The following is an 18580-nucleotide window of genomic DNA, read 5'->3' as shown; positions in this document are numbered from 1 at the left end:
CAAATTGAAAGAAACAGTTTATGATAGAATTTTCAAGCCGAGATCTTATACGCTAGAAAATGGGAAAACAGTTAAACAGAGAGCTTCTAGAACCCCACTTATACTTGTTATGGTGTTTTTAGCTATATATGCTTCATTCCAAGCAACTGGAGTAGATCTGTCATTAATCTTAACGCGTGGTAATGAGTTTTTTGTTATTATATGGAGTATGTTTCCGCCTGATTTTGAGTTTCTTCCAAATATTTGGAAGCCACTTTTTGATACGATTCAGATGTCTTTCTTAGGGTCGCTTATTGGTGCTTTACTGGCTGTGCCACTTGCACTCTTGTCTTCTAGTAATGTGATAAAAAACAGATTCCTAAATGGATTTTTCAAGCTATTTTTAAGTATTTTAAGAACTTTACCAACGTTAGTTCTGGCTTTGATCTTTACCTTCTTATTTGGTTTAGGAACCATGGCAGGAACGTTAGCTATCTTAATATTTTCAGCATCTTATGTTGGCAAGCTGATGTACGAGCATATTGAAAATGTTGATATGGGCGCTTTTGAAGCGCAAGAATCTATGGGACTGTCTAAGATACAAGCGTTTAGATATGCAATTGTTCCTGAAGTATTACCAACATATTTATCTGTTTCTTTATATGCTTTTGAAGGAAATGTACGATATGCTGCAATCTTAGGGTATGTTGGTGCTGGTGGAATTGGGTTAGTATTGAATGAACGATTAGGCTGGAGAGATTATCCGAGTGTAGGAATGGTTCTGCTTGTTTTGATGGTCGTTGTCTTCATTATTGAAAGAGTCAGTGAATACTTCAGACGTAAACTATCTTAGAGAGGAAGAGTAAAACATGAACGAAGCAATTCGAGCACAAATGGGTAAAGCGCCTAATCGCAAACTTTATTTTACTACTATTATTATTATTGTATTAGCTCTTCTAATCTGGTCGACTCTTGGTGTAGACATTACAGGATTAGACAAAAAAGGAACAGAATTAGCTGTAAATATTGTAAAAGGAATTGTAGCGCCCGATTTAGAATTTTTATTTGATTTTTCAACTCAAGGTGTTGCTTATCTATTATATCAGACGATTGCCATTGCTTTTTTAGGTACGATATTTGGTTCAATTTTGGCGATTCCTATTTCCTTTTTAATGGCACCTACTGTGGTAAGTGCTCCGGTAGCTTATATAACCAGATTATTTGTTATCTTTATCCGTACAATTCCATCTTTGGTGTATGGGATTATGTTTATCCGAGTAACTGGTCCAGGGGCATATGCTGGGGTTCTGACCATGTCTATTACCTCAATAGGAATGATATCCAGGTTGTATGTTGACGTTATTGAGAACTTGGATCGTGGTGTGTTAGAAGCAATGACTTCTATGGGCTGTACAACTTATGAAAAAATTCGATATGGAATTTTACCACAACTTTTCTCAAGTTTCTTATCTACTACGATTTATCGATTTGATATGAATCTTCGTGATGCGACGATTTTAGGATTAGTTGGAGCCGGAGGAATCGGCGCACCATTGATTTTCGCCATGAGATCCTATCGCTGGAATCAAGTAGGTGCGATTCTGATTGGATTAGTTCTATTGATTCTGTTAGTTGAAGTGATTTCCAATAAACTTAGATCAAGGTTAGTGAGCGGGACAAATTAATAGCTAAAGTAAGTCGAGAAGTTGCATCTTGAATAAGGTGCAGCTTTTTATTATATTGAAGTAGAGATACATATGAAGAATTTTTATCGGGAGTATGTTTTGGAGGCAATGATATGGGAATGAATAAATTGTTTTTTAAGTATGTGAGCTTGAATGTATTAGGAATGGTAGGAATATCTTTATATATCTTAGCTGATACATTTTTCATTGCTCAGGCATTAGGATCCAATGGTATCGCTTCTTTGAATTTAAGTATCCCAGCTTATGGCTTCATTAACGGAGTAGGATTGATGCTGGGATTAGGAGGCGCTTCAAGATATAGCATTTTAAATGCACAGAAGAAAACAAAAGCTGCACAAAATGTATATGCCCAAGCGCTTATGTTTGGTGTATTGGTTGGAGTTGTTTTTTTATTACTGGGATTATTTGGCTCAGGATTCATTGCGCGTAGTTTAGGTGCAAATAAAGAGACACTTGCGAGTACCTCTATTTATTTACAGACGATACTCTTTTTTTCTCCATTTTTTATTTTAAACAATACACTTCAGTCATTTGTTAGAAATGATGGGGACCCATCGCTTGCTATGTCGGGAATGATGATAGGCAGTCTTTTAAATATTGTATTGGATTATATCTTTATATTCCCATTAGGGATGGGTATGTTTGGAGCAGCTTTGGCAACTTGTATAGCGCCAATCAGCAGTATTGCGGTGTTATTTATCCATTTTAAACGCCCGGTAAATCATCTGAAGTTTGTTTTTCAAAAGGTAAACTGGAATGTGCTCAAAGACATCTGTTACTTGGGCGCTACAGGATTTATTAACGAAATTGCTTCAGCAGTCGTGCTGTTTTTATTTAATACAATTATTTTTTCACTTGAAGGCAATCTGGGCTTAGCGGCATATGGAATTGTGGCTAATATTTCTTTTGTAGTATTATCTCTGTTTACAGGTGTAGCTCAGGGAGCACAACCTTTATTAAGTGATAGCTATGGGAAACGGGATTTAAGTAAAATGAAGCACGTTCTGACCTTATCTATACTAACTGCGTTGATGATTAGTGCAATGGTTTATCTGACTACTCTATTATTCAAATCAGAGATCATAGCAGCCTTTAATAGTGATCAAAATACTCATGTAGCTGAAATGGCAGCTATAGGTTTAATGATTTATTTTGTTGGCTTCTTCTTTGCAGGGATTAACACTATATCCACAACCTATTTTAGTGCAACAGATCAACCAAGACTTGCTTTATTCTTCTCATTGCTTAGAGGTGGCGTTCTCATTATTCCAATTGTCTTGCTGTTTAGTTATTTGTGGGGGATGAATGGAATCTGGATGTCTTATGTTACTGCCGAAGCTATAGTAGTCTTGTGGATTTTGATAAAAATGAATCCTGAAAAGAGAATAAAAAAAATCTGATAAAAATACAAAAGTCCAAGCTTACGAATTAAAGGGTAAGTTTGGACTAGTTTGTATAATATTTAATTTATTTATGTTAAGTTCTCTAAAATTTCTTTCGCTGTCTGTAAATTCATATGTGTGGCATTTTTTAAATATTCAGCAACTTGTTCTATTTGTTCCCCTTTTGCACCAGCGCTGATTGCCAGCGAACGAGCGTGCAATCCCATATGTCCTTTTTGAATCCCATCAGTGACTAAAGCACGTAAAGCTGCGAAGTTTTGCGCTAAACCTACAGATACTAGAATACTTTCAAGTCTTTTCGCATCAGGTTCTTGTAAAAGGATTCTTGAAAGTTTTGCGGCAGGATGAATACCAATTGATCCACCAACTGTTCCAATAGGCAATGGTAAGCTTAACGTACCGACTAAATCTCCCGCATCATTTGTATGCCATTTAGATAGAGCCCGATATTGACCAGAACGAGCTGCGAAAGCATGCACGCCGGCTTCGATTGCCCGCCAGTCATTTCCGCTTGCAACAACGACAGCATCTACACCATTCATAATGCCTTTATTGTGTGTAACCGCTCGGTATGGATCGACCCATGCGACTTGAGCGGCTTCAACAATTCTATCTCTCACTTCTTCTCCGGAGAATTGACCAGATGTGAGCTTGTGAGTGGGAATGGTGCAAGTAGCCGTTGCAATACATTCGGTAGCGTAATTAGATAAGATACGTAATAATGCTGTCCCACCTGTTAACGCTTCGATGTAAGGAGCGATGCCTTCCATCATTGTGTTTACAATATTAGCACCCATTGCTTCTTGCGTATCAATGTGTAGATGGACGACTAAAAAGGAAGGGATATTTTCAGATGGGTCTGATTCTAAAAGACGAACTGAAAGGTCTTTAGCACCGCCACCCCGTTTTACGATTGAAGGATGGGCTTCATTAGCCCGATCTAGAATTTTTTGTTTAGAAGCTTTAATCTTTTTAATAGCGGTTGAAGGATCAGTGACGTCTTTTAAGATTATTTGTCCAATCATCATGCGCTCAGATACTACGGTAGTAAACCCTCCAGCAGATCCGATGATCTTAGCAGCGAAACTTGCTGCAGCGATTACAGACGGCTCTTCAATAGCCATCGGAATCACCGTCTCTTGATCATCAATTAGAAAGTTCATCGCTAAGCCTAAGGGTAAGGAATAATTTCCGATATAATTTTCAATCATATGTTCACCGATTTCTTGACCTAAATCGACACCTTCACTTTTTAAGTTATCTGCTTGTAATTCTGTTAGTAATTCCGCTTTAACTAAAGCATCGATTTTTTCTGTGTACGTTTTTTTATAAAACTTAGCTAAATAGTCTGTATTCATTTCTAAGGTCCTTTCTTGATATTTCTAACTATATTATGAAGGACGAGAATGGAAAAGGGAAGCTAAAACCTGAATAGACTTGACAATGCTTAGCAAAATAAGGATAATAGTAAAAGTGTTAAGGTTCCTTAGCTCAGTTGGGAGAGCACTACCTCGACAAGGTAGGGGTCGCTGGTTCGAGCCCAGTAGGGACCATCATAGTTTTTATTTCGGGGGATCTGCACAGAATATGTGTGGATCTTTTTTGAATATTTATTATAAAATAAGTGCAATTACTGTATTCGCATAGACTAAAATGAGTGTATCTTATTATTGTGGAAACATAAAATGACAGCGCATACAAAGTTGTTATGATAACACATATGTAGAAAATGGCTATAGAATAAACTTACCTAGGACGAACAGGACTTGAAATGTTCAAAACCTCTTTTATTTGTTTTCATCTAAGTAATTAGACAAAATTTAATGGTTGACCTTAAAGTATAGTTTAATGTTATAGTCTTTTTAAAGGGAGGCACCAGCATAATGAATATAGGAGAACTATCATCTGCTACGGGTTTAAGTAAGTCTACAATTAGGCATTATGAGGACCAGAAAATTTTAATTCCAGAAAGAAATGAAAATGGATATAGAAACTATACAATTGAAAATTTAAAAGATTTTCGTATGATTTCTGCTTTGAAAAAATCTGGATTATCACTTAAAGATATTCAGCAGATGATCTCATTAAAAAACAGAGAAACTTCTTCAGAGTGCAAGGAAGATATATCACTTTTTATTGAAAAACAAATGAATTTAGTGAGTGAATCTTTAAACATGCTGACGAAAGTTAATCAAATATTCCAAAAGATAAATGAGATTGTAACTACTAGTGACGGTAATAATGAAAAAGACATTATTGACTTACTAGATGAAATCAGTGACCTTGGAGGAAACTAACATGAAACTAATCATAAGATTAGAAAATTTTTTTTTATTCATCGCGGCTATCTATATTTATTTTTTTATCTTTCATTTTTCAGTCTCTGTACTAATACTCTTCTTCTTTTTGATTGATATATCTGCATTAGGCTACTTAATCAATAACAAAATCGGAGCAAACATTTATAATTTAGCTCACAATTTAATTATCCCATGTTTGCTTCTTACGCTTGGATTATATTTTCAAGTGAATCTCTTTATTTATAGTTCATTAATTTTATTTATTCATATTTTTTTGGACAGAACTTTGGGGTATGGATTGAAATATTTAGATAACTTTAAACATACTCATATCAGTTGATCTTATTCTCGGTATGATTAATTTGAAAATAGTCTGGAAAGTCTCTCAAAGCAAAATTCTTTTTGCACATACTTTAATATTTTCTATAAAATAAAAGTAGTAACTAACTATGTTTTTAAGTACTTCTCTCTTGTAGGATTACCTTTTCTGGAGCGCAACTTCGTAATTTTTTATGTTTCAGTTAAATCGAATCGAAAAAGTAGGGGGGCACTGTTTATAGCCCGCTAGGAATCATACTATATAATTATAGAAGTCTTATAAACGTTGATGGAAAGGCAAATTCACAACGTCTTGAGACTTCTTTTTTGCTTGTATAAATTATAAGTATTCATATGCAGTAGGAACGACTTTTTAAATAGAAATTTCTCCGTTTTCGACTTCTTTTGTAAGGGATTGAATAATTTTGATACCAGAACTTGTTCCTATTCTTGTTGCGCCTAAAGCAATCATTTGTTTAAAAGTTGCAGCATCACGAATTCCTCCGGCAGCTTTAATCTGTACTGTTTCTTTTGTATGCTTTCTCATTAACTTAATATCTTCGAATGTAGCTCCACTTGGGGCAAAACCGGTAGAGGTTTTTATAAAATCTGGCTCTACAATATTTGCAATAGTACAAAGCTCGATTTTTTCTGTATCCGTTAGATAAGCATTTTCAAAGATGACTTTTGATAGAACGCTGACTTTTCTACAAATAGTTACTATTTCTTCCATTTCTTTTTTTAAATAGTTCCAATTCTTATTTTTCACTTCAGCGATATTTATGACATAATCAATTTCATTTGCCCCATTTTTTATGGCATCTTCTGTCTCTGCTACTTTAGCTGGAATAGAAGTTTGTCCTAATGGGAAACTGATTGCTGCTCCAGTTTGGATGTCCGTTCCTGCTAATAACTCACTACAGATTTTTGTTTGTACTTGGTTGATAGCAACTATTTTAAAGTGATAAGTAACAGCCTCCTCACAAAGCTTATGCATGTCCTTTTCCGTAGTAAAGGGTTTTAAGTTTGTATGGTCAATCAAGCGAGCTAATTGATCGATGGTATAATATACCATGTAACTTCCTCCTTTTATGTAATCGTAGATATAGCTATTCTATTAATCCGCTCCAGCAGTTTGATCAGCTGATTAGAACGCGATCTACCTTTTTCTAATAGTTTATTTAAAGTATGTATAAAATCAAAATGTAAGTCAAACAGTAGCTAATAGTAAGAATTACTTAAAGGGTACTTTTTATAAATAGACGGGATTTATGATAGACTTTAACAGTGAGATCAATAGATTAAATTTGTTATGAAGATAGAACAGAAAAAAGATTCAATAGATGTCTTATTTAAATTAGTAAATTATTCAAATACTGATCAAATTTTACAATTTAATCGAAAAAAATTCGTTAGTTATGCTATATTAAAAGGAAAAGGGCACAGTTAAGTAAAGCATAGAGAAGGAGTCAGGAAATGTTCTCAATAATGATTGTAGAAGATGATGAGACGATAGCTCAATCATTGAAGCAAGAAGCAGAGCAGTGGGGGTATTCTGCCTATATAAGTGAGGATTTTAGCCAGATCACTGAGATAGTGATGGAGAAAAGTCCGCAGCTTATTTTAATGGATATCCAGTTGCCAACTTATAATGGCTATTACTGGTGCCAAGAAATTCGCAAATTTTCTGAGGTGCCAATTATCTTTGTCTCTTCTAGAACGGACAATATGGATATCGTGATGGCTATACAAATGGGGGCCGATGATTATATCCAGAAACCATTTAATTTGTCAGTTGTTATGGCGAAGATTCAGGCTATCTTAAGAAGAACATATGATTTCAATGAAACCCAAGACTTTTTGATGGTAAATGAAGTTATACTCAAGTCAAATACTTCTAGTATAGTCTATCAAGAACAAGAAGTTGAACTGACACGAACAGAATTAAAAATCATGGAAATTTTGTTTAGACAAAAAGGCGATTACGTAACTCGAGAATCAATTATGACGAGTTTGTGGGAAGATGAATCATTTATAGACGAAAATACACTAGCCGTTAATATTACTAGATTAAGAAAAAAATTAAAAAGTTTAGGACAAGATCAGTTAATTACCACAAAAAAAGGGGTTGGGTATGCTGTCGGCCGAAATGAATAGAACTCAACTACCTTTAAAATTAAGATTGAAGAGCTTTTTTATATTGATGTTACCTAAGTTCTTACTAGTATTGTTGATCCTTGGGACTTTTGGATTACTATTCTTTTTATCTCGTACACCCTTAGATTTATATTGGTATGGAGTACAACTATCTTTATTTTTTTTATTCGTATCATTTTTCTTCGAATGGCTACGATACTCTAAAAAAATACAGAGAGCTGAATCTATTCATAAAATGGGATTGGAATTAGGTAACAGCAAGCTGGATAGAGCAGATTTATCTGAAAGAATTTATCAAAAACAATACAATATATTAGCAGGAGAGTATCTTGGTTATAAGCAATCGGAAACTGAAAAAAGTAAAGAACAGATGGAATACTTTTCACTCTGGCTGCATCAGATAAAGACACCAATAGCTGCAATCAGTTTGATTTTACAACAGAATAAAGAAGTTTCAGGGCAAAAGCAAATGGAACAAGAATTATTAAGGCTAGATGATTATACCCATATGGCTTTGAATTATCTGAAACTTGAAGATGTTGGAAAAGAACTAGATCTAGAATGGGTGTCTATTGACGAGATCATAAAAGAAACATTAAAAAAATACTCGATTTTATTTATTTATAATAAAATACAATTAATTTATCAACCATTAGAAAAAAATTTCTTAACGGATCGCCAGTGGGTGCAAGTGTTGGTAGAACAGATATTATCTAATAGTTTGAAATATACAAAGACTGGTAAAATTAGTATTTTTCTAGAAAATGGACATACATTAGTGATTGAAGATACTGGGGCAGGGATTCGTCAAGAAGACTTACCAAAAATTTTTGAAAAAGGATATACTGGATTAAATGGTAGGCTGCATGAGAAATCAACTGGTCTGGGCTTATTTCTATCGAAAAAAATCTGTAATAGATTAGGTCATGGCCTGCATATTGAGTCAGAATTAGGGTCAGGTACTAAGGTATACATTGACTTTAAACGTCCGGATTTTCAATTATTCGACTAACCTTACAAAGGAATCTTACATTTTTGTAAGGTTCCTTTTCGATATGTAAGATTGGATAAATGCTGAGTCATTAGCAAAGCGGTATCCTTAAGATACAAATAAGGAGTGAGTATAATGACATTTATGGAAGTAAATAATTTGAAAAAAATTTACACACCACGTTTAGGATCAAAAGGTACAGAGGCATTGAGTAATGTTAATTTCTCAGTAGATAAAGGCGAATTTGTTGCAATCATGGGAGAATCTGGTTCGGGAAAAACAACTTTGTTGAACATTCTTTCCACGCTGGATAATCCGACTGAAGGTGAAGTGTATTTAGATGGCACACCGCTTTCTGAAATTAAAGATAAGTCTATTTCAAGATTTCGTAGAGAGCAACTAGGGTTTGTATTTCAAGATTTCAATCTATTAGATAACTTTACGATAAAAGATAATATCCTACTACCACTAGTACTTGCACGAACATCTGTAGATAATATGGAAAAGCGTATCCAGCCATTAGCTGAAAATCTAGGTATTGGGGCTTTGCTGGACCAATATCCTTACGAAGTTTCAGGTGGACAAAAACAAAGAGCAGCTGTTGCCCGAGCATTGATTACAGAGCCCAAAATTGTTTTAGCAGACGAACCTACAGGCGCATTGGATTCAAAATCTTCCCAAAGTTTATTAGAGTTGTTTGAATCTATTCATCAGGAAGGTCAAACGATTTTAATGGTCACTCATAGTGCTCAGGCTGCCAGTTATTCTAGCCGAGTATTGTTTATTAGAGATGGACGTGTTTATCATGAGATCTATCGTGGTGGACAATCAAATGAGAAATATACTGAAAAAATCACGCAAGCTCTTTTAGTGTCTTCAAGTAGAGGTGAGTACAATGAAGATTAGTTTTATTTCAAAGATGGCTTGGCAGAATATTAAATCAAACCGTAAGTTGTATATTCCTTACATGATGGCGGCAAGTACTACAGTAGCGATGTTTATTATGATGTCAGCCCTCCTGACAAATAAGTTTGTTCAAGAGCGGTCAGCCGTACTTACCTCTTTGTTTGGAATGGGAACAATTGTAATTGGGATATTTTCTTTAATCTTTATTTTTTACACAAATAGTTTTCTAATGAAGAGAAGAAAAAAAGAGCTAGGTCTATATAGTATATTAGGTTTGGAGAAAAAACATGTTAATACGATACTAGGGATGGAGACCATTATCGCTGGAAGTATCAGTATAATATCTGGAATGATCGTGGGCATATTATTTGGGAAAATGAGCTTTTTAATTTTAAATTATGTATTAAATTTCCCGGTGGAGATTGAATATAGTATTGGTTGGAACACATTTGGACTGACGATTGCTTTGTTTATAGGAATCTTCTTTTTGACTATGCTTTTCAATATTACCCAAGTAACTTTTTCAAACCCTATACGTTTACTAAAAGGTGGAAAAGAAGGGGAAAAAGAACCGAAAAGTTCACCGATTCTTTTTGTGCTTGGTCTTCTATCATTAGGAGCAGGTTACTATATCTCTTTAACGATCGCGGATCCAATGAGTGCTTTGACCCAATTTTTTGTAGCAGTATTATTAGTTATCATTGGAACGTATCTCTTATTTACGGCAGGCTCTATCATCGTTTTAAAACTGTTGAAGAAAAATAAAAAATTATATTATAAACCAGGTCCTTTTATTTCAATTTCTGGAATGTTATACAGAATGAAACAGCATGCTGTAGGATTAGCAAATATTAGTATCCTTTCAGTAATGGTTATTATTGCTGTTTCTACTACAATTACTTTATTCTTGGGAACCGAAGAGACATTAAGTACTCGATTTCCTGCAGAGAATAATTTAACTATGTCTCCCCCAGATATGTCAGGAGAAGAATTAGAACAGAATGCTGAAGTGCTTTATGATCGAGTGGAACAATATACAGAAGAACAAAACCTTCAAATTAAGGATGGTGTTAAATATCAATCTGTAAACTTATTTGGAAATTTAAAAGAAAATGTTTTCAATATAAGAGAGATAAGAGATGCTGATGGAACGATGCTATTATTATTTCCTTTAGAGGATTTTAATCAAATGAGTGCTGAGGAGTATAATTTAAAGGAAGGAGAAGCACTTATTTACAGTAATGAATCTTCTTTAAACTTAGATTCTTTTACAATTGCAGAGAAGGATTATAATGCTATTTCATTAAAAGAAGTTCCTAAGATGATCAAAGCTAATACCCAAATTGTAGATACGATTATAGCAGTTCTTCCTACGGTTCAAGATATTGATGAAGTGCTGAATTATAATAATGAATTGCCAGGTAATATAGACAGTGAATGGAATGCTGAGTACCACTGGAATACCACAGGATCAGAAGCAGTAAAAAAAGACTATGCAACTGAGATAAACGGAATTACACAAGCCGATGACCTAGAAGTGAGTGGTTTCTATGAATCTAGAGAAACAAGTCGTCAAGAATGGTACAGTATGAATGGCGGATTTTTATTTTTAGGTATTTTCTTAGGCGGGTTATTTACAATAGGTGCTTTACTCATCACCTATTTCAAACAAGTATCAGAAGGATACGATGATAGGGAAAGAATCCAAATCATGCAAAAAGTCGGACTAGATAAACAAACGACTAGACAAGCAACGCACTCTCAGATTGTCTGGATGTTTACACTGCCGATTTTGACGGCTGCCATTCATACAGCCTTTGCCTACCCGATTATCCATAAATTATTAATGATCTTTGGCATTATGCAGCATAAACTATTAATACTTTGTACAGTGGGAGTAGTGGTTGCATTTGCTTTAATTTATTGGGTTATTTATAGAATTACTTCAAAAGTATATTTAAGTATAGTAGAATAAAACAGAAAAAACCACCTCAAAATCGTTTAAAGCAAACGTTTTTGGGGTGGTTTTTGCTTTTGGGAATGATGTTAACAAAATTATATTATGATGGATTGGAATATTTGAATTTTTTATCCATCTTAAATAAACACTAATTTTGGTATAATTTGTTTGTATAAAATTAAAATAATCGAGATAATAAAAAAAGAGCCGAATACTCAAGGTACTTGGCTCTAGGAGATTATACATATAAAGACTTGATTTGATTTTGAACATCTTTATTTTCTAAAAACTCATCATAAGTTGTTTCAGAACGATCAACTATTCCGTTTGGTGTAACTTCAATGATACGGTTAGCTAGTGTCTGGATAAACTGATGGTCATGTGATCCGAAAAGGATTGCGCCTTTGAAATCAATCAGGCCGTTATTCAAAGCGGTGATGGACTCTAAATCTAAATGATTTGTAGGATCATCCATTACGAGTACGTTAGCTTTACTTAACATCATTTTTGAAAGCATACAACGAACTTTTTCTCCTCCGGAAAGGACAGAAACTTTTTTTAGTACTTCTTCTCCTGAGAACAACATTCTTCCTAAGAAACTACGTAAGAATGTATTGTCATTTTCTTCTTTTGAAGCATACTGACGTAACCAATCTACAATTGTTGAGTCATTGTTTTCGAATTCATTACTTGTATCTTTAGGCAAGTAAGATTGAGAAGTTGTTACACCCCATTGGAAGGATCCGGTATCAGGTTCCATTTCACCCATGATAATTTTGAATAGGGTTGTAATGGCAACATCGTTCATACTGGTAAAAGCAACTTTATCATTTCTACCTAAATTAAATGATATTTTATCTAGAACTTTTTTACCATCAATCGTTTTTGAAAGATTTTCGACACGCAATAAATCATTTCCGATTTCACGTTCTGGTGTGAATCCAACAAATGGATAACGTCTAGAAGAAGGTTGGATATCATCTAAAGTAATTTTATCCAACATTTTCTTACGGGAAGTTGCTTGTTTGGATTTAGAAGCGTTCGCACTGAATCGAGCGATAAAGTCTTGTAGTTCTTTGATTTTTTCTTCTTTTTTACTATTAGAATCTGCCGCAAGTTTAGAAGCTAGTTGACTAGATTCTAACCAGAAGTCGTAATTTCCAACAAATAATTTTATTTTACCGAAATCAACATCCACCATATGTGTACATACTTTGTTTAAGAAGTGGCGGTCATGGGAAACAACGATAACAGTATTTTCAAAGTTGATCAGAAAATCTTCTAGCCAGCTGATTGATTGAGCATCCAAACCATTGGTAGGCTCATCTAGGAGTAATACATCCGGTTCTCCAAATAGAGCTTGAGCAAGTAAAGTCTTAACGTGTTGTCCACCAGTTAGTTCGCTCATTTTCTGGTTATGCAAAGTTTCGGGAATACCTAGACCTTTTAATAGAGTCATAGCTTCAGGTTCAGCTTCCCATCCATTTAATTCCGCAAATTCTCCTTCAAGTTCAGCGGCGCGGATCCCATCTGCATCAGAAAAGTCCGCTTTTGTATAAATCGCATCTTTTTCCTGCATGATCTCATAAAGGCGTTTATGCCCCATGATGACAGTATCGATAACCGTTTGGTCTTCGTAATCATAGTGATTCTGCTTCAAAACAGCCATTCGTTTATCTGCTGGAAGAGAAACATTTCCAGAAGTAGGAGAAATTTCCCCAGATAGAATTTTTAAGAAAGTAGATTTACCGGCGCCATTTGCACCAATTACACCATAGCAATTGTCATTATTGAATTGTAGATTCACATCATCAAATAATTTTTGATCTGAAAAGTTTAAACTTACATCCGTTACAGTAATCATTAAAATATAGCCTCGTTTCTTTTTGATCTTTATCACAAGGCAATTAATGCCCATTAGGCTCTATTATACTTTATTTTGAAAATAATGCATTGTTTATGAGAAGGGAAAAAGAAAAAAATTGGTAAATTTAGAAACTGTCACAATTTATTCATTGCACACAATGTAATTTGTGTAAAAAAGCAGGTTTTTATATAAGAATAAGTAATATAGTCTAAAAAAATACAATGTTATGCTATAAATTTTATTAAAAAGTAGTCGATAAGTATAAGTGAAAGCGGATAAAAGGATATTTTTAAGATATTCCTAATTCGTATTAAGTGACATTTGTCTTTTTTGGTACTATAATAAGCTTGCTTTCAATCATTTACTTACTTCTGATTCTGAATCAGCAGAGGTAAGCAAAGGTGTTTTTAACAAAAGGAGACTGAGGAAGATGATGGAGAATGTAAAGGTTGAAAAAGATGGGTTACATGAAAAATTAATTATTGATGCTTTAGAACAGAACATTGCAATTATACGATTCGATATAAATAGAAGAGTCATTTATGTAAATGATAATTTTGCCAATGTACTCGGATATAATAAAGAGGAATTATATGGGAAAGAGCATAAGTTATTTTGTTTTCCTGATTTTTCAGAGAGCCCGGCTTATGAGGAATTATGGAGAAACTTATTGAGGGGTATGAGTTTTCAAGATAAGATCATTAGAAAAAATGCAAATTCTGAAATTGTCTGGCTTGAAGCAACATACTTTCCTATCTATGATGAAGCGCACAACGAAGTGATTGGCGTTGCAAAAGTAGCGACTGACATTACGGCAAGACAAAATGAAATCGAAAAAGTTACCGATGATCTAATGGAAATGTCTAAAAAGTTGACTGAGTCTTCTCAATTAGGGATTAAAAGAGGAAAGGACTTATTATCTGAAAGCCAAGAAATGAGCAATTTGTCTGCGGTAAGTACTAACAACCTAAGTGAACTTCAAAAGAAAAATAGATCCATTCAGAATATTATAGAAACCATTCAAGATATTGCTTCAAATACTAATTTATTAGCAATTAATGCTTCGATAGAAGCAGCACATGCCGGAGATTATGGATTAGGGTTTGGTGTTATTGCACAGGAAGTTAAAAACTTATCTCAAAAAGTTTCTGAATCTGCCCAAACGATTGGAAAAGATATTCTAGCCGTCACTAACAACATCAATTTAGTTGTAGAGGGAAATGGACAATTGAAAGAGCGGATTGAGATGAGTGAAAAGGAAATAGAAGGTACGATAAAAGAATTTAACCAAATAGATTCTGAATCAAATAATTTACAAAAGCAAGCAAAAAAACTAGATACGATCATTTAATGTAGATAGATTAGAAAGATTGTTAATACTGATTAACTATAAGATGAAAATAATAAGGTATCCAGCTTTTTTGATAAAATAAAGCATGAGATGCCTTATTATTTTGAATATGTCCAGCTTTTTCTATCGAAAGAATTTTTCTTATGTTACTTTAGGAGTGCGATTATTTGATTGGGAGGTATTTTATGGGGACTTATGACCAGCTACTAAAAAGACAACACGATTTTTACGAAACCGATAGTACAAAAAGTATAGAATTTCGGATACAAGCATTAAAAAATCTGGAATATTTATTAAAAGCAAATGAACAAAAGCTTATGAAAGCTATGAAAATAGACCTGAATAAATCTGCCTTTGAGTCTTATTCTTCTGAAATTGGGATTGTTTTACACGAAATCAGCTTTGTAATTAAGCATTTAAAGAAATGGAGTCGGCCAAAAAGGGTGAAAACGTCCCTAACGCATTTGGGATCAAAAGGATATGTCCATTATGATCCTTATGGAACAACCTTGTTGATAGGACCGTGGAATTATCCTGTCCAGTTGACGTTGTCACCACTTATTGGGGCTATAGCAGCAGGCAATTGTGCAGTTGTTAAACCTTCTGAATTAACACCGAATACTGCGGATGTATTAAGTCAATTGATTAGATCAGCCTTCCCGGAAGAATATATTACCGTAATTCAAGGTGATGCAGAAGTAACGCAAGAACTCTTAGCGCTAGATTTTGATTATATATTTTTTACTGGAAGTGTGCCGGTTGGAAAAATCGTGATGGAGGCAGCTGCAAAAAACTTGACTCCAGTAACATTGGAGCTTGGTGGAAAAAGTCCCGGCATTGTACATAAAGATGCTGATATCAAACTTGCAGCAAAAAGACTTGCTTGGGGGAAATTCATAAATGCAGGTCAAACGTGCGTTGCGCCAGACTATCTCTATGTACATAGAGAGGTTAAAGAGAAATTTAAAGAGGCGTTGATTGATGCCGTGAAGTCTCTTTATGGAGAATATCCGCTTAAGAATCAAGCATACACGCACATCGTGAATCAAAATCACTTTCACCGAATTGAACAGTATCTTACAGAAGGAACCATGGTCTATGGTGGGGACAAAGATTTGAACCAATTAGTCATTGAACCTACAATCCTAGAAGAGGTGGCTTGGGAAGATTCTGTCATGCAACAGGAGATATTCGGGCCAGTCTTACCTATTTTAGAATACGACGACTTGTCAGAGGTGATGGAGGGAATTGCTAGAAATCCTAATCCGCTTGCTCTTTATCTGTTTACCCAAGATCAGCAAGTGGAAAATCGGATTGTAGGATCGGTATCTTTTGGTGGAGGGTGCATTAACGACACTGTGTTTCATATTGTGACACCCTATTTACCATTTGGTGGGGTTGGAACAAGCGGTATGGGAAGCTATCATGGGAAAAGCAGTTTTGAGACATTCTCTCACCAGAAAAGTATCTTGAAACAAACGACTCTTTTTGATAATCCTTTCAGATATCCGAATGCTAAAAATGGGTTAAAGATACTCAAGTATATTATGAGATAGTATTATAGAAAGAGGTATTCCCCTAAATGGCGAATACCTCTTAGTTTATTTTCAATCTTTAAATTCCATAAGGATGCCTTTAGTATATTTAAGGGTTAAGTAACTGAAATAAACTTCTATTCCAAAAACAACTACATAAATGATCCATATATTTAGCTCTATAATGAGAGGCGTTAATAATAAAAATAGGATGACCGGGAAAAGGAAAATAAGTAGAGCAAAAAACAAACGAACCTTCTTACTTCTTTTTTCATTTCTGAAAAAGCTTTGTCCTGACTCTGATATTACAAAAACGATAAAATTAAAGACCAGTTCAAACAGATCTGCCAATTTAAATCCCATCCCTTTAGTGATAGTAGAAATCTTCATAGAAGAATTATATTATAAAAGCCAACCAATTAAAATAATGATTAAAACAATGATTGGAGCAGGGATTTTTCTACTGGATAACAAAAGTACAGTGACTGCAGTAATGAGGAGGTTATCCCAAGAGAGACCACTTTGCTGAGTTAATAAGACTGCAGCGATCGCAATCAAACCACCCGCTACAGCAGCTACTCCTCTTAAAGCAATTTTAAATCCTTTAATATGTTTAATTTTCTCCCACATCGGGTAAACAAAATAGATAAGCAATAGGCCCGGAAGAAAGATGCCGATTCCTCCAGCTATAGCCCCAATGGTTTGATATAAGGCTGAACCTGAACGTGCAGCCATCCCCCCTGCATAAGCACTAAAGCTGAACATGGGACCAGGGATACCTTGAACCAGTCCGTAACCAGTTAAAAATTCATTACTGCTCATAAGCTGATTGACTTCGACTAATTCACCATACATCACGGGAATAACCACTTGACCACCACCAAAAACGAGATAGCCATAACGATAGAAATGCTCAAATAGCTGAATCAGCTCATTATCAAAAAGGATTGCTAGTAACAAAGAACCAAAAGTGAAAAACAGAAATAATCCAAGGTATGGATAGGGTGGATTTAATTTAACATGATTCCATAATTCTTTCTCCTTTGTTGAAAGAATACTAATAAGTCCACCGGCTATTAAAACAGTGGGGAAAATCCAGGGGTCACGAATAAAGTAAGTTATGCCTGCTCCAAAAAATAATAAGAATAAAGTGAGAGGATCTTTGACCACTTTTTTTCCGATACGATAAGAAGCAACAATAATAAAACCAACTGCCATAGGACCTATATATCGCAAGATATCCGTAGAAATTTCCTGATTATTTAGAAACTGATACAGAAAAGAGAGGATGGTCATGATGACTAAGGCTGGAAGGGCCCAGATAAGCATAGTTAGAAAAGCTAACCAAGGTCCGCCGGTTTTATGCCCGATTGCAACGATTGTCTGCGTACTGCTTGGACCTGGTAAAAAACTGCATAAAGCAATTAATTCGACTAACTCTTCTTCTGAGAGATAGTGCTTTTTAGTCACCAATTGGTCTGTGAATACACTGTAGTGAGCTTCAGGGCCCCCGAAAGCCCCTAGTGAACAGATGAAAATATCCATTAGGAAAGATTTCCACTCCCTGACCGGAAGGGTCGAATGTTCTAACATAGTTTCACTCCATAACAATTAAATTTTATAGTCATATATTAAAGATACAATAAATTTATATGGACTACTATAGAAATTTATATCTTTACAATCTTTACAATTCTCTGGTTGCACCTCTTATCAAGTATTGATATACTTGCTTCATCAAAATAAATTGATTAAGGAGTTTAGTGAATGAGTCAAACTAAAAATGTTTTGATCGATGCACCTGAAATCTCCAATTATGCGAAACAATTTAAAGCATTATCAGATCCTATTCGATTGACCATTCTGCATTTATTAGCTTTGAATGGCAAATCTTGTGTATGTGACCTGGAAGAGGTTCTGGATCTCCATCAATCTAAACTTTCGTATCATTTGAAGATATTACTGAATGCTAAACTGATCAAAAAAGAAGTTTCTAAAACTTGGAGTTACTATTGGGTAGAAGAAGAAAAAATTAATGAGTTGCTATCTGATCAATTTTGCTACTTTTTAAAATCAGAAGACGATAACTGCTGTTAAAAGGAGGATA

General features: G+C 34.6%; 16 protein-coding genes and 1 tRNA gene. 13 read left to right on the top strand and 4 right to left on the bottom strand.

What is annotated here, in order from left to right; genetic code table 11:
* Positions 1–4: 4 nt before the first annotated feature.
* The 3 genes from phnE (BLT22_RS06640) (at position 5) to BLT22_RS06630 (ending at position 3085) form a co-directional block, all read left to right on the top strand.
* Positions 5–832 carry a phosphonate ABC transporter, permease protein PhnE gene (gene phnE, locus BLT22_RS06640; protein ID WP_091761834.1) on the top strand — a complete coding sequence of 276 codons (828 nt, stop codon included), beginning with the start codon at positions 5–7 and terminating at the stop codon, positions 830–832.
* 16 nt (positions 833–848) lie between these two features.
* The gene (gene phnE, locus BLT22_RS06635; protein ID WP_091761833.1) at positions 849–1664 is read left to right on the top strand and encodes a phosphonate ABC transporter, permease protein PhnE; all 816 of its coding nucleotides are present in this window, start codon (positions 849–851) and stop codon (positions 1662–1664) included.
* A gap of 113 nt (positions 1665–1777) precedes the next feature.
* Positions 1778–3085 (top strand): MATE family efflux transporter, encoded by a 1308-nt coding sequence (locus BLT22_RS06630; RefSeq protein ID WP_091761831.1) that lies wholly within the window; start codon positions 1778–1780, stop codon positions 3083–3085.
* 71 nt (positions 3086–3156) lie between these two features.
* Here BLT22_RS06630 and BLT22_RS06625 read toward each other — a convergent pair whose 3' ends face one another.
* Positions 3157–4446 carry a hydroxymethylglutaryl-CoA reductase, degradative gene (locus BLT22_RS06625; RefSeq protein ID WP_091761829.1) on the bottom strand — a complete coding sequence of 430 codons (1290 nt, stop codon included), beginning with the start codon at positions 4444–4446 and terminating at the stop codon, positions 3157–3159.
* Between the two features lie 122 nt (positions 4447–4568).
* Here BLT22_RS06625 and BLT22_RS06620 point away from each other — a divergent pair.
* The 3 genes from BLT22_RS06620 (at position 4569) to BLT22_RS06610 (ending at position 5728) form a co-directional block, all read left to right on the top strand.
* A tRNA-Val gene (locus tag BLT22_RS06620) sits at positions 4569–4641 on the top strand.
* A gap of 330 nt (positions 4642–4971) precedes the next feature.
* The gene (locus BLT22_RS06615) at positions 4972–5385 is read left to right on the top strand and encodes a MerR family transcriptional regulator (RefSeq protein WP_091761827.1); all 414 of its coding nucleotides are present in this window, start codon (positions 4972–4974) and stop codon (positions 5383–5385) included.
* Entirely contained in the window at positions 5357–5728 is a 372-nt protein-coding gene (locus tag BLT22_RS06610) for a DUF4260 domain-containing protein (protein ID WP_307723874.1), read from the top strand. Before BLT22_RS06615 ends, BLT22_RS06610 begins: the two co-directional genes overlap by 29 nt.
* 351 nt (positions 5729–6079) lie before the next feature.
* On the opposite strand, the gene deoC is transcribed toward BLT22_RS06610, so the two are convergent.
* Complete coding sequence (gene deoC / locus BLT22_RS06605) at positions 6080–6781, bottom strand: deoxyribose-phosphate aldolase (RefSeq protein WP_091761823.1); 702 nt, start codon at positions 6779–6781, stop codon at positions 6080–6082.
* Between the two features lie 401 nt (positions 6782–7182).
* On the opposite strand from deoC, the gene BLT22_RS06600 reads away from it, so the two are divergent.
* The 4 genes from BLT22_RS06600 (at position 7183) to BLT22_RS06585 (ending at position 11735) form a co-directional block, all read left to right on the top strand.
* Entirely contained in the window at positions 7183–7863 is a 681-nt protein-coding gene (locus BLT22_RS06600; RefSeq protein WP_087059092.1) for a response regulator transcription factor, read from the top strand.
* Between the two features lie 46 nt (positions 7864–7909).
* Positions 7910–8875, top strand: coding sequence for a sensor histidine kinase (locus tag BLT22_RS06595; protein ID WP_220727634.1), 966 nt, complete (start codon positions 7910–7912; stop codon positions 8873–8875).
* 114 nt (positions 8876–8989) lie between these two features.
* A complete protein-coding gene (locus BLT22_RS06590) occupies positions 8990–9760 on the top strand; it encodes an ABC transporter ATP-binding protein (protein WP_087059094.1) in 771 nt (256 codons plus the stop codon).
* On the top strand, positions 9750–11735 hold the full coding sequence (locus BLT22_RS06585; RefSeq protein ID WP_176935366.1) for an ABC transporter permease: 1986 nt from the start codon (positions 9750–9752) through the stop codon (positions 11733–11735). The genes BLT22_RS06590 and BLT22_RS06585 overlap by 11 nt, the downstream gene beginning before the upstream one ends.
* 223 nt (positions 11736–11958) lie before the next feature.
* On the opposite strand, the gene BLT22_RS06580 is transcribed toward BLT22_RS06585, so the two are convergent.
* Positions 11959–13584 (bottom strand): ABC-F family ATP-binding cassette domain-containing protein, encoded by a 1626-nt coding sequence (locus BLT22_RS06580; protein ID WP_087059098.1) that lies wholly within the window; start codon positions 13582–13584, stop codon positions 11959–11961.
* 433 nt (positions 13585–14017) lie between these two features.
* Here BLT22_RS06580 and BLT22_RS06575 point away from each other — a divergent pair, with 433 nt between their 5' ends.
* Together BLT22_RS06575 and BLT22_RS06570 are read left to right on the top strand one after the other, a co-directional pair.
* Entirely contained in the window at positions 14018–14938 is a 921-nt protein-coding gene (locus BLT22_RS06575; RefSeq protein WP_083540461.1) for a methyl-accepting chemotaxis protein, read from the top strand.
* Between the two features lie 185 nt (positions 14939–15123).
* A complete protein-coding gene (locus tag BLT22_RS06570) occupies positions 15124–16494 on the top strand; it encodes an aldehyde dehydrogenase (protein WP_091761821.1) in 1371 nt (456 codons plus the stop codon).
* Positions 16495–16875: 381 nt separating this feature from the next.
* On the opposite strand, the gene chrA is transcribed toward BLT22_RS06570, so the two are convergent.
* Positions 16876–18066 (bottom strand): chromate efflux transporter, encoded by a 1191-nt coding sequence (chrA, locus tag BLT22_RS06560; protein ID WP_091761817.1) that lies wholly within the window; start codon positions 18064–18066, stop codon positions 16876–16878.
* A gap of 174 nt (positions 18067–18240) precedes the next feature.
* Here chrA and BLT22_RS06555 point away from each other — a divergent pair, with 174 nt between their 5' ends.
* Complete coding sequence (locus BLT22_RS06555; protein ID WP_087059108.1) at positions 18241–18570, top strand: ArsR/SmtB family transcription factor; 330 nt, start codon at positions 18241–18243, stop codon at positions 18568–18570.
* Positions 18571–18580 lie beyond the last annotated feature (10 nt).

Origin of the sequence: Marinilactibacillus psychrotolerans (assembly GCF_900101525.1) — a bacterium.
Classification (GTDB): Bacteria; Bacillota; Bacilli; order Lactobacillales; family Carnobacteriaceae_A; genus Marinilactibacillus; species Marinilactibacillus psychrotolerans.
This window is presented reverse-complemented; position numbering and strand designations above follow the sequence as displayed.

What these genes read in the sequence shown, in the direction of transcription:
- phnE (WP_091761833.1), top strand. Translation starts at nt 849, where the DNA reads ATGAACGAAGCAATTCGAGCACAAATGGGTAAAGCGCCTAATCGCAAA.
- BLT22_RS06630 (WP_091761831.1), top strand. Translation starts at nt 1,778, where the DNA reads ATGGGAATGAATAAATTGTTTTTTAAGTATGTGAGCTTGAATGTATTA.
- BLT22_RS06625 (WP_091761829.1), bottom strand. Translation starts at nt 4,446, where the DNA reads ATGAATACAGACTATTTAGCTAAGTTTTATAAAAAAACGTACACAGAA.
- BLT22_RS06615 (WP_091761827.1), top strand. Translation starts at nt 4,972, where the DNA reads ATGAATATAGGAGAACTATCATCTGCTACGGGTTTAAGTAAGTCTACA.
- BLT22_RS06610 (WP_307723874.1), top strand. Translation starts at nt 5,357, where the DNA reads ATGAAATCAGTGACCTTGGAGGAAACTAACATGAAACTAATCATAAGA.
- deoC (WP_091761823.1), bottom strand. Translation starts at nt 6,781, where the DNA reads ATGGTATATTATACCATCGATCAATTAGCTCGCTTGATTGACCATACA.
- BLT22_RS06600 (WP_087059092.1), top strand. Translation starts at nt 7,183, where the DNA reads ATGTTCTCAATAATGATTGTAGAAGATGATGAGACGATAGCTCAATCA.
- BLT22_RS06595 (WP_220727634.1), top strand. Translation starts at nt 7,910, where the DNA reads ATGTTACCTAAGTTCTTACTAGTATTGTTGATCCTTGGGACTTTTGGA.
- BLT22_RS06590 (WP_087059094.1), top strand. Translation starts at nt 8,990, where the DNA reads ATGACATTTATGGAAGTAAATAATTTGAAAAAAATTTACACACCACGT.
- BLT22_RS06585 (WP_176935366.1), top strand. Translation starts at nt 9,750, where the DNA reads ATGAAGATTAGTTTTATTTCAAAGATGGCTTGGCAGAATATTAAATCA.
- BLT22_RS06580 (WP_087059098.1), bottom strand. Translation starts at nt 13,584, where the DNA reads ATGATTACTGTAACGGATGTAAGTTTAAACTTTTCAGATCAAAAATTA.
- BLT22_RS06575 (WP_083540461.1), top strand. Translation starts at nt 14,018, where the DNA reads ATGATGGAGAATGTAAAGGTTGAAAAAGATGGGTTACATGAAAAATTA.
- BLT22_RS06570 (WP_091761821.1), top strand. Translation starts at nt 15,124, where the DNA reads ATGGGGACTTATGACCAGCTACTAAAAAGACAACACGATTTTTACGAA.
- chrA (WP_091761817.1), bottom strand. Translation starts at nt 18,066, where the DNA reads ATGTTAGAACATTCGACCCTTCCGGTCAGGGAGTGGAAATCTTTCCTA.
- BLT22_RS06555 (WP_087059108.1), top strand. Translation starts at nt 18,241, where the DNA reads ATGAGTCAAACTAAAAATGTTTTGATCGATGCACCTGAAATCTCCAAT.